This is a genomic window from Tardiphaga sp. GW822-FHT04G09 (genome assembly GCF_058800725.1).
Genome location: NZ_JBXAMO010000008.1, coordinates 12,647 through 30,095 on the forward strand (window position 1 = coordinate 12,647; position 17,449 = coordinate 30,095).

Sequence of the window (17,449 nt, forward strand, 5' to 3'; positions counted from 1 at the left end):
TTATGAATATAGCAAATCGGGCTTCGGTGCAATCAACGTTCGCAAGGACCGCGATTGACGCTGCGACCCAGCCGCTTCTTGAAAATGGCTTTACGCTGATCCCACTCCACAAGCCCTTCGATACCAAGACCAAGAACGGAGTCACACGCTCCATAGGCAAAGCCCCCATTGATCTTAACTGGACGAAGGCGACCTATGACAACGAGCAAGTCATAGAGCGATGCGTCCGCGAGAAGCGCAACATCGGCGTACGCCTTCGCAAGACTCAGATCGTCATCGACATTGACCCACGCAACGGCGGCGACGTCGCCTATGCTACACTGTTCGCAGAGTATGGAATCGACGAGAGCATATTTCCGCGCGTCGTGACCGGATCAGGCGGCTTGCATCTGTACTGCCTCAACTCGACGGGCGCGCGTGTGCTCGATACTCTTGGCGAGGAATATCAAGGCGTCGAGTTTAAAAGCCGTGGCCGCCAAGTGGTCGCGCCTGGCTCGATCCACCCGGATACGATGAAACCCTATGTCTGGGACAAGAGCTATCCACCCATTGAGGACGCGCCAGAGATACCAGCGCGCCTGCTCAAGCTCATCCGCAAGCCGAAGGTCGACAGCCAGACGCGAGGCGGCGGCGAGTACGATCAAGAGCAAATCGCCGCGATGCTTGAACACCTCGACGCGCGCGAGTTCAGCGACCAGAAGAAATGGCTTAACATAATGATGGCGTGTCATCACGCCTCCAAGGGCGATGCGCGCTCCGAATTCATTGAGTGGTCAATCAGCGATCCTCAGTATCGCAACGACGCTGCTATCATCGGCCGCCGCTGGGATTCGCTACACCGCGATAAGCTGGGTGGCATCAAGGCCGGCACGCTTGAGATGTATATGCGTGAGGCCGGCGCTACAAATGCGATCCCCTATAAAGGCGTCAAAGCGATCCCATCCGATGAATGGGCGGATGGCGACGCATCGCTTGCCGAACATATCGAGCGCGATGACGAGTTCGAGCCCGATGCCGCGACAGAAGGCGACTTCGAAGATGACGGCGAGTTCGAAGCTGCGAAGCCGATGAAGTATGACATGGTGGAACTTGAGGCGATGCTCGACTATGCCGAAGAGGCGATGCTGTGCGGTGGCGCGCCGCTTTATCAAACCGCCAAGCGTCTTGTGCATCCCGTTCGCATGGAACGGGCATCGGGCGATGATGACTCTATTCGCCGGGCCGCTGGCGCGTTGACGATTCAGGAGGTGCCGGCGTTGCGCCTCAACCAATACATGATCGAACATGCAAAGTTCTTCTTGGTCAAGAAAGCCCCGAACGGCGCGGCGGCCGTCCAGAAAAAACACGCCGCTCCATTGCGCCTAGCGGAGCATATGATTGCCCGGCCGGACAAATGGAAGATTCCGCCACTGACCGGGATTATTGAAACGCCGACCTTGCGCCGTGACGGCTCCCTGCTCGCCGATGAAGGTTATGACGCGGCGTCCGGCCTATTGCTGGATATGGGCGGAGTGACGTTCCCCACCATCCCTGACAAGCCCTCGCGCCAAGAGGCGCTGTTGGCACTGAAGTTTCTCAAGCGCCCTGTGGCGGGCTTCCCGTTCGTTGCAGATGGTCACAACGGCGAAAGCGCGTCACGGTCGGTTATGCTGTCCGCAATGTTGACTGCTCTTATCCGCCGCTCGCTGCCTTCGGCCCCTATGCACGGCTTTAGCGCACCGACGCCCGGCACCGGCAAAACCTTGGCCGTGCAGGTTGCCGCCGTGATCGCAACGGGCCATGAGGTCACGGCCATGAGCCAAGGCGCAAATTCCGAGGAAGATGAAAAGCGAATTTTCAGTGTGTTGATGCAGGGCGACCAAGTCGTCTTGGTCGATAACGTTACTCGCCCCATTGGCGGCAACAGCCTATGCACGATTCTGACCGAACAGTTTTGGCAGTCGCGGATGCTTGGGTTTTCCCGCAATGCGACCGTTGCGACGAATGTCTTGATGACGGCGAGCGGCAACAATCTAGTGTTCGAAGGCGACATGACGCGCCGTGCGTTGTTGTGTCGGATGGATGCCGGAATTGAGAACCCCGAAGGTCGATCCTTCGATATGAATTTGAAGCAATGGGTTCCGGCAAACCGCGTCAAATTGGTGGTGGCGGGACTCACTGTATTGCGCGCGTTCGTCGAGGCCGGGAGGCCAGGACTCGATAAACTACCCGCCTTCGGCAGTTTCGAGGATTGGTCGAATCTAGTTCGCGGTGCAATTTGTTGGTTAGGCCAGCCTGACCCCTGTTTAACGCGCTCGCATATTGCCGCCGAAGACCCGGTCAAAGCGGAGCTGGCCGAACTTCTAACCGCCGTTCAGGCCGTGAAGGGTAGCGAGTGGTTCAGTGCTGGTGAGCTTCTCGCGATCACTGAAACGGACTATGCGCCGGGCGCTTCAATTATGGAGGTCATCGACTCCGCTGTCCCACGCGTCAACAAGAAGCGCCTCGGTCAGTATCTAAAGAGCCATGAGAGTCAGATTGTGGGGGGCTTGCGCCTTGAAACCTCAAAGGACACTGACCGTAAAATCAATCTCTATCGTGTGGCCGCGACATAAAGTTTACGGGGTTCACGGGGTTTACGGGGTAGGTTTGCCCTATACACAGTGGTCTCGTTCAAACCATTATTCTTTACCTCGATCTCGTTAGTAAAATATGGAATCGGGAAAGGGGAACGAGACAAGAGTCTATAGGGCAAACCTACCCCGTAAACCCCGTGAACCCCGTAAAGTGGTCTCGCCGCACGGCTTGGACCTCTGCATACTGGGATCGGTCGCTAATAAAAGATAATGCGAATTATTCCGCGCGTTCAACATACTTACGCGATGCCAATCGGACTCCGAAAGAGAAGTTCATTCTTCGGAGGGCACGGGGTCGTGAATCATAGGTTCTTCCGGGGCGATAAAAGCTATGAGGGCAAGTACCGGGGTCCCAGTGATTTTTTGATTCAGGGCTGAAAAATCGCGGTACCTGTTGCCTTAAGTAGCAGGCGCTACAGCAGCAGAAGAAATATTTCTCTCATGTTTGAACTACACTCGCAGCGAGTCGGCTTCGCTCGATAATGGCGCGCGCGCAGGCAGGGACCTCATGCGTTTCGCGTTCTCCGTCGTACGACCCGAGCAGGTCGCCCGTGACGAATCCAGAATGTACTTTGACTCGCTCCCATATCAGGCATTCTGTGGCTCTCGACTTGCAAAATCGAGGTACATCACATGCCGACCAACCGTCAGATAATGCCAGGGACGGGCATAGCGGGGATGACATTCACCCATCCCAGCGCCATCGAGAGCCGAGCTGCCTTGGCGAAGAAGCGGAAAGCCTTGGCAACGCGCCGGACGTCAGAGGAAGTCCAACGCCAGCTACAGCTCCGTGCCGTCGCTGGCGAGCCCGGAGAGCCGGGGCCGCGCGGGCTTCGGGGGCGGGATGGTGCTACGGGCGAAGCAGGACCACGCGGCCCGAAGGGCGACAAGGGTGAGAAGGGCGACCGGGGCGAGCGCGGTGCCGCCGGGCGCGATGGCGAGGATGGGACCAAGATATTCACGGGGCCGAAGGCGCCCAAGGGCGCCAAGCCGGGCGATCTTTGGCTGAAGCCCGACGGTGCCTATTACGAGCTAAAGAATGACAAATGGCGCAGCGTCACCGAGCCCACCATTCGCGGCCCGCGAGGTCCGGCCGGTGCGCCGGGGGTAGGCGTGCGCGGCCTGCCCGGCCGTGACGGCAATCGATTCTTGTTCGGCTTCGGTCCGCCCCCGGCGGCAAAAGGTCAAGGTGGGGACGTCTGGTTTGATTTGGAGCTCGGCGATCTCTGGCAAAAGCAACGTTCAGGTTGGGGTCTGTTCTTCAACGTCGGTTCACGCGCGTACGCGGGCGATGGTGCGCCGACGGAGAGCCCGCACGACACGGACGACATTCTTGAGAGCGACGAGCCGTCGAGCGACTCGGAGAGCGAGAGCGAACCGTCGTCGAGCGATTTCGATTCAGAGAGCGAATCTGAGTCCGAGTTTGTTTCTGAATTTGGCTAGGGTGCATGTCGCAGCGAGTTCCGCCTAGTGGGCATCACCGTTTGCCGTGATCGCGGAACCATTCCTTCACCGAAATCACCATCTGCCTCTCATCAATGCTCCGGTCCGGGTTAAAGGATCGCATCACTCTTACACCTGAATGACCGCCGTGCCTGTCTTCGAGCGAAAAGCGCTCCGTCCCGTGGCAGATTATATCGAGCGTTGATCCGTTGGCCGCTTTTAGCCGCACTTTGTTACCTTCGATCTGGGACGTAAAAGCCTTCAGCGTAGGATCAGTTATGACCTTCTCTGCCGCATGTTCGCCGACCCGCTTAGCTGCGTCGGTGGGTGTTTCGTCATCGAACATGTTCATAGCACAAGCTCCGATTGCGACGTGTAAGTTGCTGGAAGATGTGGCCGTGGCTATTTCTAACGTCCTGCCGGATCGAACTAACGCTTGCGCCGCGCGTCTTCCGTCTTCGCCATCAAAACTAACATCTCAAGTTGAGCGCGGCGATCTTTCCGCATGTCTTGGTTCTGCGCTTCCATCTTGGCTATAGCGGTCGCCCATGAGGCGGCTTCTTTGCCGAAGCACCCGCCGTCTTGTGCTAAGCGAAGAAAATCTATCGTTTGGTCCATGGCCGTGATCATCTTCGATGACGCCGCAACGCCGTCTGCAATGACATCTAGCGGGGCCGCATCCCTCGCTGTGTCCTTCACGATAGCAAAGAAGCTCTTCTTATAAAGCTCTGTCGCAGCCTGCAGTTCGAGCTTCTTTGAAGTCGCTTGACGATTTATGTCGGCACAATCCGCCCGCGCCGCACATACGCCGGCAACCAAGAAAAGAAATACGAAGATTGCTTTCATCGAGAGCGAGCTCCGTTAGAGCCAATACCAAGGCCAAGCGAGCGTCGAAACCAAATGCGAGATGCCTATTCCGGTATGGCAAAAGAAATAAACAATGCCCTTGGTCGCGGCGATGCAGTCAGCCCGGCTTATAAAAAGCGAAAAGTAGATCGAATGGAGCACACCGATTCCGATATATGCGCATGCGATCAGATAGAGCGCCGCCTGTAGCCCCGCCATGCTCGGTCCCTCGGTTCTGAGTTGCAGCGCGCACAGCCTACGTTTGCTGCCTCGGACGATTACAGTCTATCTGCAACTTACGGCTGTCAATAGACTGAGAGACAGCCTGCTAGTTATGCGGCCCAAATGAACACACGGCGCTGTCGAAACCTATGGCGCGTGATAATGCGCCATGACCGCTGCAATACGATTGAGCAGGCCGTTAAACCCAGAAAAATCAATCGTGGCCGCGTTCGGCTGAATGACCTTCTCAATCAACGCGACTTTTCCGTAATGGAGTGATGCATTGGAGTCCTTCGCCTTGAACGTCTTGCCGTCGATGACGGTGCTCAAAACAGAAGGTTGAAAAAGATCTTCGATACAGGATGTCCCACCCGAAGTGGAAGCCTCTGGTGTTTTAACGAGATAAAGATTGTGACCGAGATGATAGAATGGCGCGGAAGTCTTGGGTGTAATGGAAACTTTGTGTGCGACACCTATATCGGTCAGCACCTTCGGCACATCGTTGTCGACTACAAGGATGACGGGGTGCTTAAGGGGCCGATGGCGAAAACGCGTAATGCGTCGGGCGTAATCAATTGCCAGTATCTTCTGCCCACCGATGCCGCCACCTAGCTTTAACACCTCATCTGCGAGATCGCTGTGCTTGAAATAACCCAAGCGGCTCTGAAATCCGGCGGGTGTGACTGCAATCATCTGCGGGTACGTTGCTGCAAGACGCTGAAGCGCAATTCGTAAATACGCGTTATCGGTTTTCCCCTCGCAGACGATCAGCGGGCGATCGAGCATAACGAAGTGCTTGAAGAACAGAAAATCTCGGAAGAGCTTCCTGATCCCGCTATCTTTCTTTTCCGAAGCGATATCGACCTGTCGCGCGTATGCCACCGCATGCTTGATATGGAAGACGTGATTGAGCATCCCACCAACAACTTCGAGAGAGTTTGTCGGCGGCTCATCCTTCCGAGAATACGCCCCAGTGTTGAAGAACGAATGGCAGATTGACCGAAGACGCCTGTAGTAGTGCGCTTGTACATTGACTTTATCATTGACCGTCAGCCCCGTAACGACTTGCTTCGAGGATTTTAGGTGCATCCGAGTTTTCTTCGGATTGATTTTGAACCCGGTCGACTCGACCTCTTTTAATAACGAGGCATTGGCGAGCCATTGCGATTCAACAAATGGTAACTGAAACGCGAGGGCTGCAGGAAAGACTTTCTGGTTCGTAGAGAACGTCAGATCGTCTACATAACGCGAGTAAGTGCAGGAATGCAGCTTCGCAAGACGCGCAAGGCGAACGTCCATAATATGAGCAAGCAAATCAGAAATAATAGGAGACGATGGCGCGCCCTGAGGAAGTTCGTTGTCGTGACACGCTATCTGGGCGATTATTGTAGCGACGTCTTTGTGTAGCTTGAAATCGTTATTTCGTATGAAGAACCCTCTGACTCTGCCAAAATTGAAGGAGGGAAAGAAGTCTTCGATATCCAAATTGAGAACGTAGCGCCGTTTAGTGTGAGGGCTCGCGTTCGTGATGATGGATAGTCCCTTTTTGTAACCATGGGACATTGGACGACGGTGCTTGGGAAAGGAGGCTTCGATTTCTTCTCTACAGAGATAGAGTGCAGACGACAAATGTTGCTGCAGAGTTTTTATTCGCTCGACCGGCGCTTTTATCGTACGCACGCCGCCGCTTTTCTTAGAGATGGTGAATTCGTGATACTTCGATGCTTCAGGCATCTTATATAGTAGGAAAGTGAGCGCCTTTGGCTGATATCCGAGGATGGTTGCGACATCATGCAGCGAGGTCGCGGCCTTCAGAGATTTCAAGGTACTCATAGCGCGCGGGTAGAGAGTGGCTTACAGGCACTCCTTTGCGGTCCCATGAGTTTCATCATATCGACCATTTGCATTATTCGATTGCCATGTAGCAATGCGGGTCAGCCTTGAATCTTATATTGCGATTCGCAATAACAAATCTGCCTGTAAGCCGATAGTGGTTGTAGCTTCAGTGTCATTGAACGCAAGAGTTCGAACCGTTTTTCAGAGTTCTTTTTTGAATTGCTTGGCTGAATGGGGCGGCTCGGATCGCATCTGACGGAGGCGTAAACAGAGCAAAAAAGCGCCCTCATAGGCATCTTGTAAGGCGACATGATACGGATGCGAGCGGCGTCGGGCGGTGGCGGTGTCTGCCAGTGCCAGAGCATTATCGGCGCCATGGTCCGGCTGGCACCGGTTCACCAGCACACCCGGCGATGGCAGTGGCGGCAGCGCAGCACCATGGCCGGAGCAACCGCTGCTAAAATTCGAGCAACGGCGACGATGACTGGTCCCGTGGGTCGCACTATCTGCGGCGGCCTTATAAACGAGCGGGCTGCGATGCCAACCGCCTCATGTCCCGCTTTTAGCAGTTACCTGTGCGAGAGGCTTAACTATAGGGCTATGCATGGTTGGTTGCTGAGGCTTGGTTCTAAGGCTTACGTTTTCAGAACGCCATTCTTTAAAAGACTGCGCTTGTCTCCAAGTGATGGCTTGATCAGACATGACAATGCACGATTGCAATTCGATATCTTTCCAAACACCGTTTTGGCACAGTTTGGTATCGAAGGCCGCCTCTAGCGCGATGCGTGCCTTTTCGGCTTCGGACTCCGCGAGCGCCTCGTCGACATCAGTATCGTAGACCAACACTATATTGAGTACGTAGACATCGGTTGGTCCGCTCCGTTCGATCTCCAGGCCTTCGTCGACATCGAAGAATATTGCTCGTATGTGCTTTCCGTACTTCTTTGATACGGTTTTGAGCGTTTCTTCCCCGCCAGAAGTATTCAGTCGGCGATTAAATTCGTCTGGGAAGGCCGAACGCTGATATCTAACGGACAGCCAACGCTGAAGCACTACAAGCTCTTCGTAACTTGCGCGAACGTTGGAGTCTGGCTCGTATTGCGCGAGAGAGCTTTTCGGAATAGCGATCTTAGCCGAAGCAACCACCTCGATATTTTTCGAAGCCTTACCGCTTGTGCAGCTCAGGTGCAGGGTACGAGGGCTTTTTGCGAAAGCGAAGTTTCCATCGGCGGTTCCTATTTCACAACCAACAATCACCTCAACAATCGGCTCCGCTTCAGGTGACTGAGCTAGATCGCAATCATGTGACACAACAATCGCGATTGTGGCGTCCGGCTTAGTCGGATGCAATAGTCCGAGATCACGCAAAGCCTGCGTGGATAGGAGATGGCCCTGCCGCCATTTGGTATTGCTATCCCAAATGGCCATGCTCGCTTACTTAGCCTTCCTCACTCAGCATAGGAACGCCGAGAGAAGCCGCTCCAATCTTCCGATTTTTTCGGCCGCCGAGCATGTCGTCCAATCGGGCGCGTTGATTGCTTTCCTTTCGGACTATCGTCACAAATGCGTCCGCTGCCTCTAATGCGTCGCCGCCTTCTCGGACGATATCAAAAAAGTTCTTTCCGTCCTTAATCTTCCGGCGAAGCGCGTAGACTGGATTTTCTAAACCTTCAGCCGCGATGATATCCGACGCAATCGCTAGCTCACGCAACCGGTCAGCATTCGGTTGCGCGATCTGGTTCCCGGACTGCCAGTCGTAGATCGCCTGTCTGGACACGCGGAAAAGATTTGCCAAGTCCGTAACGCTAGACTTTAGGACTTCTCGAATTCGCATCAAGTCTTGGCTTGGCGTTCGCTCACAGCACTCAACTTCAGCAAACCCGGAATCCGAGTAACGCTTAAAAGCATAACCTTTTTCGCCACGGAGCTTATAATAGCTCTCGGTCGCTGAGCCTCCGGTACCAACCTGCAGAGCCAATGTAGTAGCGGCGGCAAAAATTGCGCCGGCAAACCAGCGCGTGGCGATAGACGTGGTTGTCGCAGTCATGTTTCCCTCATTTCCACGTTTTCAGTGCGTAGGGTGTGACCGTCATTTTAAAAACTTTTTCGATTTCGTCGTGTATGGCGAATAGGTTTGAACGAAGGCTACTAGCGTCATAGCGTGAGCGCGACTCAATGGAACCATCATTGTCTAGCGTAGCGTGTATCCCGTCGATCTCTTGGAATTTTTTAGCAATCACGAAGTGTAGCGGCTGAAGGTCGGGAGGAACGGCTATTTTGCCCGGCTGCACAACTACGCGAGCTACAATCCCTACGGAACCGACTCGACTTGAAGTCTCGAAGAACGAATGAGACAACTCACCACCCATCTTATCAAATAAGCCTAAAACAGATGGTTCTAAATACTCAGCGAGCTTTCCTTGTGACTCTGGGCACACGGCGTCCAAATACCGAACACCGACTCTATCAGTGTAACTTAGCCCGCCGACGGCCGAATGAACTATTTCAAGACCCTGCAAAAGCGTGTCGGAGAATGATTCGAAGACATCATAATCAGTCGCGAAATAGGTAATAGAGTTCTGTTGAAGATGAAAACCGAGCGTCTTCTCAATGTTGGAAAATATGTATTGCACGGTCGGGGCCACGGGCACGATCTGTCCTTCGGTCGCTCCCGCAAGATTCAAGTCAAAAGTCTGGACAATGGCTTTCTTGTAATCGGGGTAGCCGAGCGTCCTAAAAGCCTCTTGGATATCGACTGCGTATTTCTCTAACGCCAGCAAGTGGTTAAACTTTACCTGTGCCAACGCCAGATAGACAGGCGCATTCGCCAGTTTCGTGCCCATAACCGTCCCCTGCTTGACATACACTTGACACTTTACAATCTGCTTGACAAGTGGAGACTCGGTTAAAAGTTTCTCTAAAATGCGGCCGTTGGTCGCTCGATCTAGGGAAATTGATTGGCGGCAGCGGGGCGCGGAGGCGTATTTGGAAAAGGTCTGCCGTCGATATTAGAAATCTGCACCGAATCGCCGCGGTTATCAGTCGAAGGCCTCCCGCCGCCGAAGGGCGTGCGCACGATGCGCGAATCACCAGTAGACCGACCCCTGCCCCTCTAAAGGCCCAGCGGTGGCACTCGGATGCGCTGAGGTATCTGACGTAAGGCGATGATCCAACTGGCCAAATGCCGGGATTTTGCCGCTACCTACCCCGGCGCTACCCCGGCTTATTTTGGAAGGCGCTGAAAACCGGCTAAGTAGTGGTGCCGCAAACAGGACTCGAACCTGTGACCCCGTCATTACGAATGACGTGCTCTACCAACTGAGCTATTGCGGCGAACCAAGCGGCGATTCGGCTTTTCGGCCGAAAACGCTGGGGCATCTGATATCGCCCGGGGCGTTGCTTTGCAAGAAGCCGAGACGTCTCCGGCGACCGAAAAGCTGAGCGAACACCCGCCGAAACCTGCCATTTCGGCCCGAATGAGAGGTTTCAGCCGCCCCAGCGCCGCAGAAACCCGCGCCAGCCGCCCTGTTGCTGGCCCGCATTCAATTCGGCGAATTCATCGCGATAATCCTCGGCCTCGTCCACGCCGGGATCGTCCGGAGGCCGGACAATGGGGATGACGGCCGGAATGGCCACAGCGGGCTTGGCAGCGCTGGCGATATCGCTGCGATCACGGAACAGCGGTGGCGGCGCGGGAGCCGGTTTCGGGAGCGGCGGCGGCGCCTCCGCGGGTTCGGACGCGGCATCGGCCACCAGTTCGGGCTGTGCTGGTCCTTCAGGTTCCACCGCGAGGTCCTGAGCCGGCGCGGAGGGCGTGACCTCGGCCGGCACGGGCACCACGGGTTTTGGCATCGCGGGCGGCGGGGCCAGAACGGTCTCGCGCAAAATCTCGGTCTCGATCGTCGAGGCCCTGTCCGACGGCAGGGCGGCCAGCGGCGTCTGCCACTGGAACGCATCGATCCGGCCGGTGACCGGGGACACCGGTCGCCAGCGATCGGACACATAGCCGTCCGCGGTCCAGACCGGATCATGCAAAGCCCGCACGGCACGCATGGTCCAGGCGCGGGCGCGACCGCTGTCGCCATGTTCGGTACGTTCGATTTCCGCCATCAGCATCGCGACGCGCTGGGTGGAGTCGGCCGTGAACGGCGCCAGTGCTTCGCGGGCGCGCGTGAATTCGGCGGCATCGATGGCCGCGCGGGCGATCGCCAGCGCGCCTTCGATATGACCTGGCACTTTCGACGCCAGCGTCTCGACGCGCACCAGCCGCTGCCGCGCGGAATCGCCGAGCTTCACATGGGCATAGGCGTCGGCGAGATCCGGATGCGGCTGCGCCAGCCACGCGGTTTCGATGATCTTCATCGCGCGGCGGATCTGATGCGCCTCGCTCTGGAATCGGCTGGCGAGAACGGCGGCCGGCACCAACGTCGGCGCCAGCTTGATCGCCTCCATCACACTCTCGCGGGACAGGTCGCGATCCCCGGTTTCCAGCTCCAGCGCACGCGCCGTGAGCAGCACGCCGCGCTGCCGGCGAAATGTCGCGCGATCAATCAGGCCGGAGGCGAAATTGTTGTCGAGGATTTTCAGTGCGCCGGTCCAGTCACCCTGCGCGCAGCGGAAGCCGAGCACGGCTTGCGACGCCCATGTCGATGCCGGCGACAGTTTCAGCGCTTCCTCGGCGATCGTGACGGCAGCAACGGGATCATCGCTGCGCTGCGCCTCGATGAACAAGCCGCGCAGACCCAGCAGCCGCGTATCGCCACGCTCGGCCATCGCCTGGAAGGCGCGATGCGCACCGGCGCGGTCGCCATCGAGCTGGGCGGACTGGGCTTGCAGCAGCAAAGCGAGCGGATCGTCCGATGTCAGGCGCTTGGCGATGTCGGCATGGCGCCGCGCAGCATGACCATCGCCCTGTCCGATCGCCAGCAGACCATGGGTAATGGCATGACGTCCGCGCGCGTGACGCTTCTCGCGGCGACGGCGGCGCATCCGCTCAGGTGCACGCCACAAACCACGCAGGAGTGACCAGGCCAGAATCGCGGCGACCATGAGGAGGCCGAGGACCAGCAGGAATACCGGCAACGACGGCGAGGCGCGCCAGACGCCCCAGGACAGCACGACATCGCCGGGCTGGTCGGCCATCCAGGCCGCGCCCGCAGCCGCGAGTGCGATCAAGACGAGGAACAGAATGATACGGAACATCGGATTCCTATGGCGCCGGTTTGGAGAGCGCCGCCACCGCGTCGGCTGCGAATTGACGTGAAGCCGCCAGCGCTGCATCGCGGGTATCCACCCTATCGAGCCAGGGCTGAACCGCCGCGCGATCGGCGGGCGAGAGTGTCAGCAGCTCACGCCTGGCCGCAGCGATGTCACTGCTGCGCGCAGCTGTGGCCGCGCGCGAGACGGCACCGGTGTTGTCACCTGCACCGGCGGCATCGGTGCGCTCGAGGCGGATCAGCTTTGCGGCGCCAGCCTGCAGACGATCCATGAAACCTGCGCCTGCGGCAGGTGCTTCGGCCGGCGCCGGTGCCAGCTTCGGCAATAATGCGAGTAGTTCACGGCTGAGCCCGGCCGCGTTCGGCACGCCCGTCGTTGCAAACGCATCGAGCGGTTTCAGCTGATCGGCATTGCTTGCAAGCGGTTTGACGGCCGCAAGCGCCGCAGCATAGGGCTCGCCCTGGCGCACCGATGTGTCGAGCAGCGAAGCCGCAACGACACGGCGCAAGGCGGCGTCATCGACGGGTTTGGCATTCTGTTGCGCGGCCGACGACTTCAACTCGCTGGCGGCACGTTCGATCTGCCCTAGCCGTTCATTGATCGGCCCGAGATCGACCACGCCGGCTGCCGTGATTGGCGCGGATTTGAGTTGATTGACATCGGCGACAACACGATCCGATTGCGTCTTCGCAGCAGCAAGATCGCCGCGCAAGGCGCCGATGGATTTCTCGAGCGCCCCGACCCGCGTTGCCAGCCCCGTATCCGGCGCAGCGATCGGGCGCGCTTCGATCTGGGCGATGCGAGAGGCCAGTGCATCCACATCCGCTTTATCGCTCGATGCAGCCCCACTCAGCCCGAACCAGGCAATACCGGCGACAAGCGCACCAGCGACGGCGCCCACAGTGGCTGGAACCAGAACAGGCGCGCGCGCCGGCGCTGCTGACACCGGGTCGTTAGCCGCAACCTCCGCGGCGGGCTCGGACGGCGGCATGTCCGACGGCGCGGTATCGACGGACTCCGATGCTGTTCCCGGTGACGCAGGCTCCGCTGCAACCGGGCGTTCGGTGACCCCGGCAGCCGTCAATTCGATGGTCGGCGGTGGCCGCTTGGGCCGGCCGGCATCCGGAGACGATCCTGCATCGCTATCGTCGGCCATGGCGTCGGGTCCCCTCGTGACATGCCTGATCCCTATCGGGATTTGGTCACAGCAGTCTTAACGCGATAACGGCGCGATGGCACGATCCAGCGCCGCGAACAGGGCATTTTCGTCCGGGGTCTGCGCCACCACGACCTGGGTGGCTCCGGCATCATGGGCAATCATGCCGACGGCGGCCGACAGGCAATAATGTGGAACTGCGAGGGCAGCGATTTCAACGCCCGAAAGACCCGCCGCCCGGAAGAATGCCCGGGCGCTCCGCCGCGAATAATGCAGCACGGCCTCGATTCTGCCGGCCACGAAGGCCGCGGCAACATCATCCGGCAGATCGGCGACCGGCATCATCCGGTAGGTGGTTTGTGTCACCACGGTGAAACCGCGCGCACCGAGTTCGCCGGCGAGATCCCGCGCCAGATCGGCGCCCGCCAGATAGAGGAGCGGTCGGGTCTTGTTCAGCAATTTGCTCCTGCTGATCTCGGTCAGCAGTTCGCGGAGTGCTGCGGCATCGCCATCGGCCGACAGGACCCTGGCAAAGCCGAGATCGCGCGCCGCCTGCGCGGTCTTTTCGCCGACCGTGAACAGCGGCAGATGCAGCAGGGCTGCCTGCACCGGCTGATCAGCCAGCGCGCGCAGCGCATTGGCCGACGTCACGATCACGGCCCCGAAATCCGCGTCCGCATCGATGGACAGCATCACCTTTTCGAAGCGGAGCATCGGCGCCGCCAGAACCTCGACGCCCCGCGCCCGCAAGGCGGCGGCGGTGCTGGTATTGTCCGGCTGCGGGCGCGTGACGAGAATAGCCATATCTAAGGTCCGGTTTCGGGGGTCTCGCAGGCCGCACAGCCATCGAGTGATTGCACCTTGCAACCCCGCAATGCTACGCCGGGGACAGGAAAAGCCCGGATTTAGCTGATTTAGCAAGGACCGATAGTGACCACCGACCAACCGATGCTGGTGCTGGGAATCGAGACGACCTGCGATGAAACCGCAGCCGCCGTTATCGAACGCCAGCCCGACGGCAGCGGCAAGATCCTGTCCAATATCGTCCATTCGCAAACCGACGATCACGCGCCCTATGGCGGCGTGGTGCCGGAGATCGCCGCGCGCGCCCATATCGACCTGCTCGACGGGATTGTCAGCCGCGCGATGAAGGACGCCGACGTCAATTTCGCGCAATTGAGCGGCGTGGCCGCCGCCGCCGGCCCCGGCCTGATCGGCGGGGTGATCGTGGGGCTCACCACCGCCAAAGCCATCGCCATGGTGCATGACACGCCGCTGGTGGCCGTGAACCATCTCGAAGCCCATGCGCTGACGCCGCGGCTGACCACTTCCTTGGCGTTTCCATATTGCCTGTTTCTCGTGTCCGGCGGCCATACCCAGATCGTCGCGGTGCTTGGCGTCGGCCACTATGTCCGGCTCGGCACCACCGTCGATGACGCCATGGGCGAGGCTTTCGACAAAGTGGCAAAAATGCTCGGCCTGCCCTATCCCGGCGGCCCGCAGGTGGAACGCGCCGCATCAGGCGGCGATCCCAAACGCTTCGCGTTTCCGCGGCCGATGCTCGGCCGGCCCGACGCGAATTTCTCGCTCTCCGGCCTCAAGACCGCGGTGCGTAACGAGGCCAGCCGTCTCATTCCGCTGGAAGAACAGGACATCGCGGATCTCTGCGCCAGCTTCCAGGCCGCCGCCCTGGAATCGACGGCAGATCGATTAAGCGTTGGCCTCAAACTGTTCGAGGACCAATTCGGCCCGCCACATGCGCTCGTCGCGGCCGGCGGTGTCGCCTCCAACCAGGCGATCCGCGGCGCGCTACAGGCCGTCGCCGCAAAGGCGCAGACCACGCTGATCATCCCGCCGCCGGCACTGTGCACCGACAACGGCGCGATGATCGCCTGGGCCGGTGCAGAGCGTCTTGCCCTGGGACTCACCGACACGATGGAAGCACCGCCCCGCGCGCGCTGGTTGCTCGACGCTGACGCCAAGGCTCCGGCGGGCCATTCCAAATCCCGCGCCGCTTACTGACGGGAACACCATGGCCAACTTCAACTCAGTGGCGGTGATCGGTGCTGGTGCTTACGGCACGGCGCTGGCCGATGTCGCTGCACGCGCCGGTCGCAAGGTCGTGCTCTATGCACGCTCGACTGCAGCTGCCGAACTGATGCAGACGTCGCGCGTCAATCCGCGACTGCCCGGCACGGCCATCGACGACTCCGTCTTCGTCACGGCTGATCTCACGCTCGCCGCCCGCGCCGATATCGTTCTGCTCGCGGTCCCATCGCAGCAATTGCGGGAGGCACTCACCGCACTCGCACCGCTATTGCCCGCGGGCATTCCCGTGATCGCCTGCGCCAAGGGCATCGAGCGCGGCAGCCACAAATTCATGACGGAAGTCATCTTCGATGTCGCACCCCATGTGATCCCTGCCATCTTGTCGGGACCGAATTTCGCTGACGATGTCGCGGCTGGCCTGCCCACGGCCGTGACGCTCGCCTGCGCTGACGAGGATATCGCCGTCGCGCTCGTGCAGGCTTTGGGTTCGGCGACGTTCCGTCCCTATCACTCCACCGATGTGCGTGGTGTCGAGATCGGCGGCGCGGCGAAGAACGTACTGGCGATTGCCGCAGGCATCGTCGCCGGCAAGCAGCTCGGTGCGTCGGCACTGGCAGCTTTGACCACGCGCGGCTTCAATGAATTGCTGCGGCTAGGCATCGCCTGCGGCGCACGCACCGAGACGCTGTCGGGCCTGTCAGGATTGGGCGACCTGATCCTGAGCTGTTCGAGCGCGCAGTCGCGCAATTTTTCACTCGGCGTGGCACTCGGCCGCGGCGAACAGCCGGCGCCCGGCAAACTTGTCGAAGGTGAGTTCACGGCGCCGGTGCTGATCGAGCTTGCGGTGTCGAAGGGCGTCGATATGCCGGTGGCGATGGCCGTGGCGGCGATCCTGGCCGGCGAAGCGACCATCGATCAGGTGATCGAAGGCTTGCTGACGCGGCCGTTCAAGGCAGAGGGTTAGACTCGAAATGAAATACTGGCTGATCAAATCGGAGCCCGACGCCTGGTCGTGGGACGAGCAGAAGAAGGCCGGTGCCAAGGGCACCGAATGGACCGGCATCCGTAACCACACCGCCAAGCTGAACATGATGAAGATGAAGAAGGGCGACCGCGCCTTCTTCTATCATTCGAACATCGGCAAGGAGATCGTGGGTATTGCCGAGATCATCAGGGAGCATCATCCCGATCCCACCGCCGAGCCGGGAACACCCTGGGTCTGCGTCGACGTCAAGGCCGTGCAAGACCTACCAAAGCCGGTGTCGCTGGCGGCGATCAAGGCTGAGCCGAAGCTTGCTGACGTCGCGATCCTGAAGCAGTCCCGCCTGTCGGTGCCGCCGATCACTGCCGAGGAATGGAAGCTGCTCTGCAAGATGGGCGGGTTGTGAGCGCCGACGGCGCGGCCCACCCAACTGCAATATCTGATCCCGTTGCTTTCATCCGCGCCAATACGCGCCTGCTGCCGGTGCCGCTGGTGCCGGAAATCATGTTGTACGTGGCGGACGAAGCCGTGCCGCTATGGAGCAAGACCGAGGAAGAACTCGGCGAGGCCGGATTGCCGCCGCCGTTCTGGGCCTTTGCCTGGGCCGGCGGACAGGCGCTGGCGCGCTTTGTTATCGATCATCCCGAGCATGTTGCCGGCAAGACCATCATCGATCTCGCATCGGGATCGGGGCTCGTGGCTATCGCCGCGATGAAAGCCGGGGCAAGCAGCGTCCTCGCCTATGATATCGACGCCTTTGCACGCACGGCGATCGCACTGAACGCGGCTGAAAATGGCGTCAGGATCAACGCTCGCAGTGACGATCTGCTCGGCGGCCTGGTTGCCCCCGAAGCGCAAACGATTCTGGCAGGAGATATTTTCTACGAGCGCGACACGGCTGAACGCGCATTTGCATTTCTGTCCGCGCAGGCTGCAAGCGGTGCATCTGTCCTGATCGGCGATCCCGGTCGCAGCTATTTGCCGAAGGATAAATTGCGCAAGCTGACCGAATACAAGGTGCCGGTGACGCGCGATCTCGAAGATGCAGAGATCAAGAATACGGCGGTGTGGACACTCGCCTGA

Annotated in this window: 15 protein-coding genes and 1 tRNA gene; 6 read left to right on the forward strand and 10 right to left on the reverse strand. The window is 59.1% G+C overall.

Features of this window, described 5'->3' with window-relative positions; genetic code table 11:
* The first annotated feature begins 2 nt into the window (after positions 1-2).
* Together AC1RLZ_RS15720 and AC1RLZ_RS15725 are read left to right on the forward strand one after the other, a co-directional pair.
* On the forward strand, positions 3-2,594 hold the full coding sequence (locus AC1RLZ_RS15720; protein ID WP_493189365.1) for a bifunctional DNA primase/polymerase: 2,592 nt from the start codon (positions 3-5) through the stop codon (positions 2,592-2,594).
* Positions 2,595-3,293: 699 nt separating this feature from the next.
* Positions 3,294-4,058, forward strand: a complete 765-nt coding sequence (locus tag AC1RLZ_RS15725) for a hypothetical protein (RefSeq protein ID WP_493189366.1) — start codon at positions 3,294-3,296, stop codon at positions 4,056-4,058.
* Positions 4,059-4,092: 34 nt separating this feature from the next.
* On the opposite strand, the gene AC1RLZ_RS15730 is transcribed toward AC1RLZ_RS15725, so the two are convergent.
* The 10 genes from AC1RLZ_RS15730 to AC1RLZ_RS15775 form a co-directional block, all read right to left on the reverse strand.
* Positions 4,093-4,410 (reverse strand): hypothetical protein, encoded by a 318-nt coding sequence (locus AC1RLZ_RS15730; RefSeq protein ID WP_493189367.1) that lies wholly within the window; start codon positions 4,408-4,410, stop codon positions 4,093-4,095.
* A gap of 77 nt (positions 4,411-4,487) precedes the next feature.
* Positions 4,488-4,904, reverse strand: a complete 417-nt coding sequence (locus AC1RLZ_RS15735) for a hypothetical protein (protein WP_493189368.1) — start codon at positions 4,902-4,904, stop codon at positions 4,488-4,490.
* Between the two features lie 369 nt (positions 4,905-5,273).
* A complete protein-coding gene (locus AC1RLZ_RS15740; RefSeq protein WP_493189369.1) occupies positions 5,274-6,950 on the reverse strand; it encodes a retron Ec67 family RNA-directed DNA polymerase/endonuclease in 1,677 nt (558 codons plus the stop codon).
* A 561-nt stretch (positions 6,951-7,511) separates the two neighbouring features.
* Positions 7,512-8,390, reverse strand: coding sequence for a hypothetical protein (locus AC1RLZ_RS15745; protein ID WP_493189370.1), 879 nt, complete (start codon positions 8,388-8,390; stop codon positions 7,512-7,514).
* A gap of 10 nt (positions 8,391-8,400) precedes the next feature.
* Positions 8,401-9,009 (reverse strand): hypothetical protein, encoded by a 609-nt coding sequence (locus tag AC1RLZ_RS15750; protein WP_493189371.1) that lies wholly within the window; start codon positions 9,007-9,009, stop codon positions 8,401-8,403.
* A 7-nt stretch (positions 9,010-9,016) separates the two neighbouring features.
* Positions 9,017-9,805, reverse strand: a complete 789-nt coding sequence (locus AC1RLZ_RS15755) for a TIGR04255 family protein (protein ID WP_493189372.1) — start codon at positions 9,803-9,805, stop codon at positions 9,017-9,019.
* A 414-nt stretch (positions 9,806-10,219) separates the two neighbouring features.
* Positions 10,220-10,295, reverse strand: a tRNA-Thr gene (locus AC1RLZ_RS15760).
* A gap of 153 nt (positions 10,296-10,448) precedes the next feature.
* Entirely contained in the window at positions 10,449-12,164 is a 1,716-nt protein-coding gene (locus AC1RLZ_RS15765) for a heme biosynthesis protein HemY (protein ID WP_493189373.1), read from the reverse strand.
* Between the two features lie 7 nt (positions 12,165-12,171).
* Positions 12,172-13,335, reverse strand: a complete 1,164-nt coding sequence (locus AC1RLZ_RS15770; RefSeq protein ID WP_493189374.1) for a COG4223 family protein — start codon at positions 13,333-13,335, stop codon at positions 12,172-12,174.
* A 57-nt stretch (positions 13,336-13,392) separates the two neighbouring features.
* Positions 13,393-14,139, reverse strand: coding sequence for a uroporphyrinogen-III synthase (locus AC1RLZ_RS15775; RefSeq protein WP_371425135.1), 747 nt, complete (start codon positions 14,137-14,139; stop codon positions 13,393-13,395).
* Between the two features lie 144 nt (positions 14,140-14,283).
* Here AC1RLZ_RS15775 and tsaD point away from each other — a divergent pair, with 144 nt between their 5' ends.
* From tsaD to AC1RLZ_RS15795, 4 genes are read left to right on the forward strand one after another with little or no spacing between them, the layout of a single operon-like run.
* The gene (tsaD, locus tag AC1RLZ_RS15780) at positions 14,284-15,357 is read left to right on the forward strand and encodes a tRNA (adenosine(37)-N6)-threonylcarbamoyltransferase complex transferase subunit TsaD (RefSeq protein ID WP_371425149.1); all 1,074 of its coding nucleotides are present in this window, start codon (positions 14,284-14,286) and stop codon (positions 15,355-15,357) included.
* Between the two features lie 10 nt (positions 15,358-15,367).
* Positions 15,368-16,348, forward strand: coding sequence for an NAD(P)H-dependent glycerol-3-phosphate dehydrogenase (locus AC1RLZ_RS15785; protein WP_493189375.1), 981 nt, complete (start codon positions 15,368-15,370; stop codon positions 16,346-16,348).
* Between the two features lie 7 nt (positions 16,349-16,355).
* Positions 16,356-16,772, forward strand: coding sequence for an EVE domain-containing protein (locus AC1RLZ_RS15790; RefSeq protein WP_315839883.1), 417 nt, complete (start codon positions 16,356-16,358; stop codon positions 16,770-16,772).
* Positions 16,739-17,449, forward strand: coding sequence for a class I SAM-dependent methyltransferase (locus AC1RLZ_RS15795; RefSeq protein ID WP_493189376.1), 711 nt, complete (start codon positions 16,739-16,741; stop codon positions 17,447-17,449). The genes AC1RLZ_RS15790 and AC1RLZ_RS15795 overlap by 34 nt, the downstream gene beginning before the upstream one ends.

Bases quoted from the DNA above. Each gene is read 5' to 3' on its own strand.
- AC1RLZ_RS15720 (WP_493189365.1), top strand. From the start codon at position 3: ATGAATATAGCAAATCGGGCTTCGGTGCAATCAACGTTCGCAAGGACC.
- AC1RLZ_RS15725 (WP_493189366.1), top strand. From the start codon at position 3,294: ATGACATTCACCCATCCCAGCGCCATCGAGAGCCGAGCTGCCTTGGCG.
- AC1RLZ_RS15730 (WP_493189367.1), bottom strand. From the start codon at position 4,410: ATGAACATGTTCGATGACGAAACACCCACCGACGCAGCTAAGCGGGTC.
- AC1RLZ_RS15735 (WP_493189368.1), bottom strand. From the start codon at position 4,904: ATGAAAGCAATCTTCGTATTTCTTTTCTTGGTTGCCGGCGTATGTGCG.
- AC1RLZ_RS15745 (WP_493189370.1), bottom strand. From the start codon at position 8,390: ATGGCCATTTGGGATAGCAATACCAAATGGCGGCAGGGCCATCTCCTA.
- AC1RLZ_RS15750 (WP_493189371.1), bottom strand. From the start codon at position 9,009: ATGACTGCGACAACCACGTCTATCGCCACGCGCTGGTTTGCCGGCGCA.
- AC1RLZ_RS15755 (WP_493189372.1), bottom strand. From the start codon at position 9,805: ATGGGCACGAAACTGGCGAATGCGCCTGTCTATCTGGCGTTGGCACAG.
- AC1RLZ_RS15765 (WP_493189373.1), bottom strand. From the start codon at position 12,164: ATGTTCCGTATCATTCTGTTCCTCGTCTTGATCGCACTCGCGGCTGCG.
- AC1RLZ_RS15770 (WP_493189374.1), bottom strand. From the start codon at position 13,335: ATGGCCGACGATAGCGATGCAGGATCGTCTCCGGATGCCGGCCGGCCC.
- AC1RLZ_RS15775 (WP_371425135.1), bottom strand. From the start codon at position 14,139: ATGGCTATTCTCGTCACGCGCCCGCAGCCGGACAATACCAGCACCGCC.
- tsaD (WP_371425149.1), top strand. From the start codon at position 14,284: ATGCTGGTGCTGGGAATCGAGACGACCTGCGATGAAACCGCAGCCGCC.
- AC1RLZ_RS15785 (WP_493189375.1), top strand. From the start codon at position 15,368: ATGGCCAACTTCAACTCAGTGGCGGTGATCGGTGCTGGTGCTTACGGC.
- AC1RLZ_RS15790 (WP_315839883.1), top strand. From the start codon at position 16,356: ATGAAATACTGGCTGATCAAATCGGAGCCCGACGCCTGGTCGTGGGAC.
- AC1RLZ_RS15795 (WP_493189376.1), top strand. From the start codon at position 16,739: ATGGAAGCTGCTCTGCAAGATGGGCGGGTTGTGAGCGCCGACGGCGCG.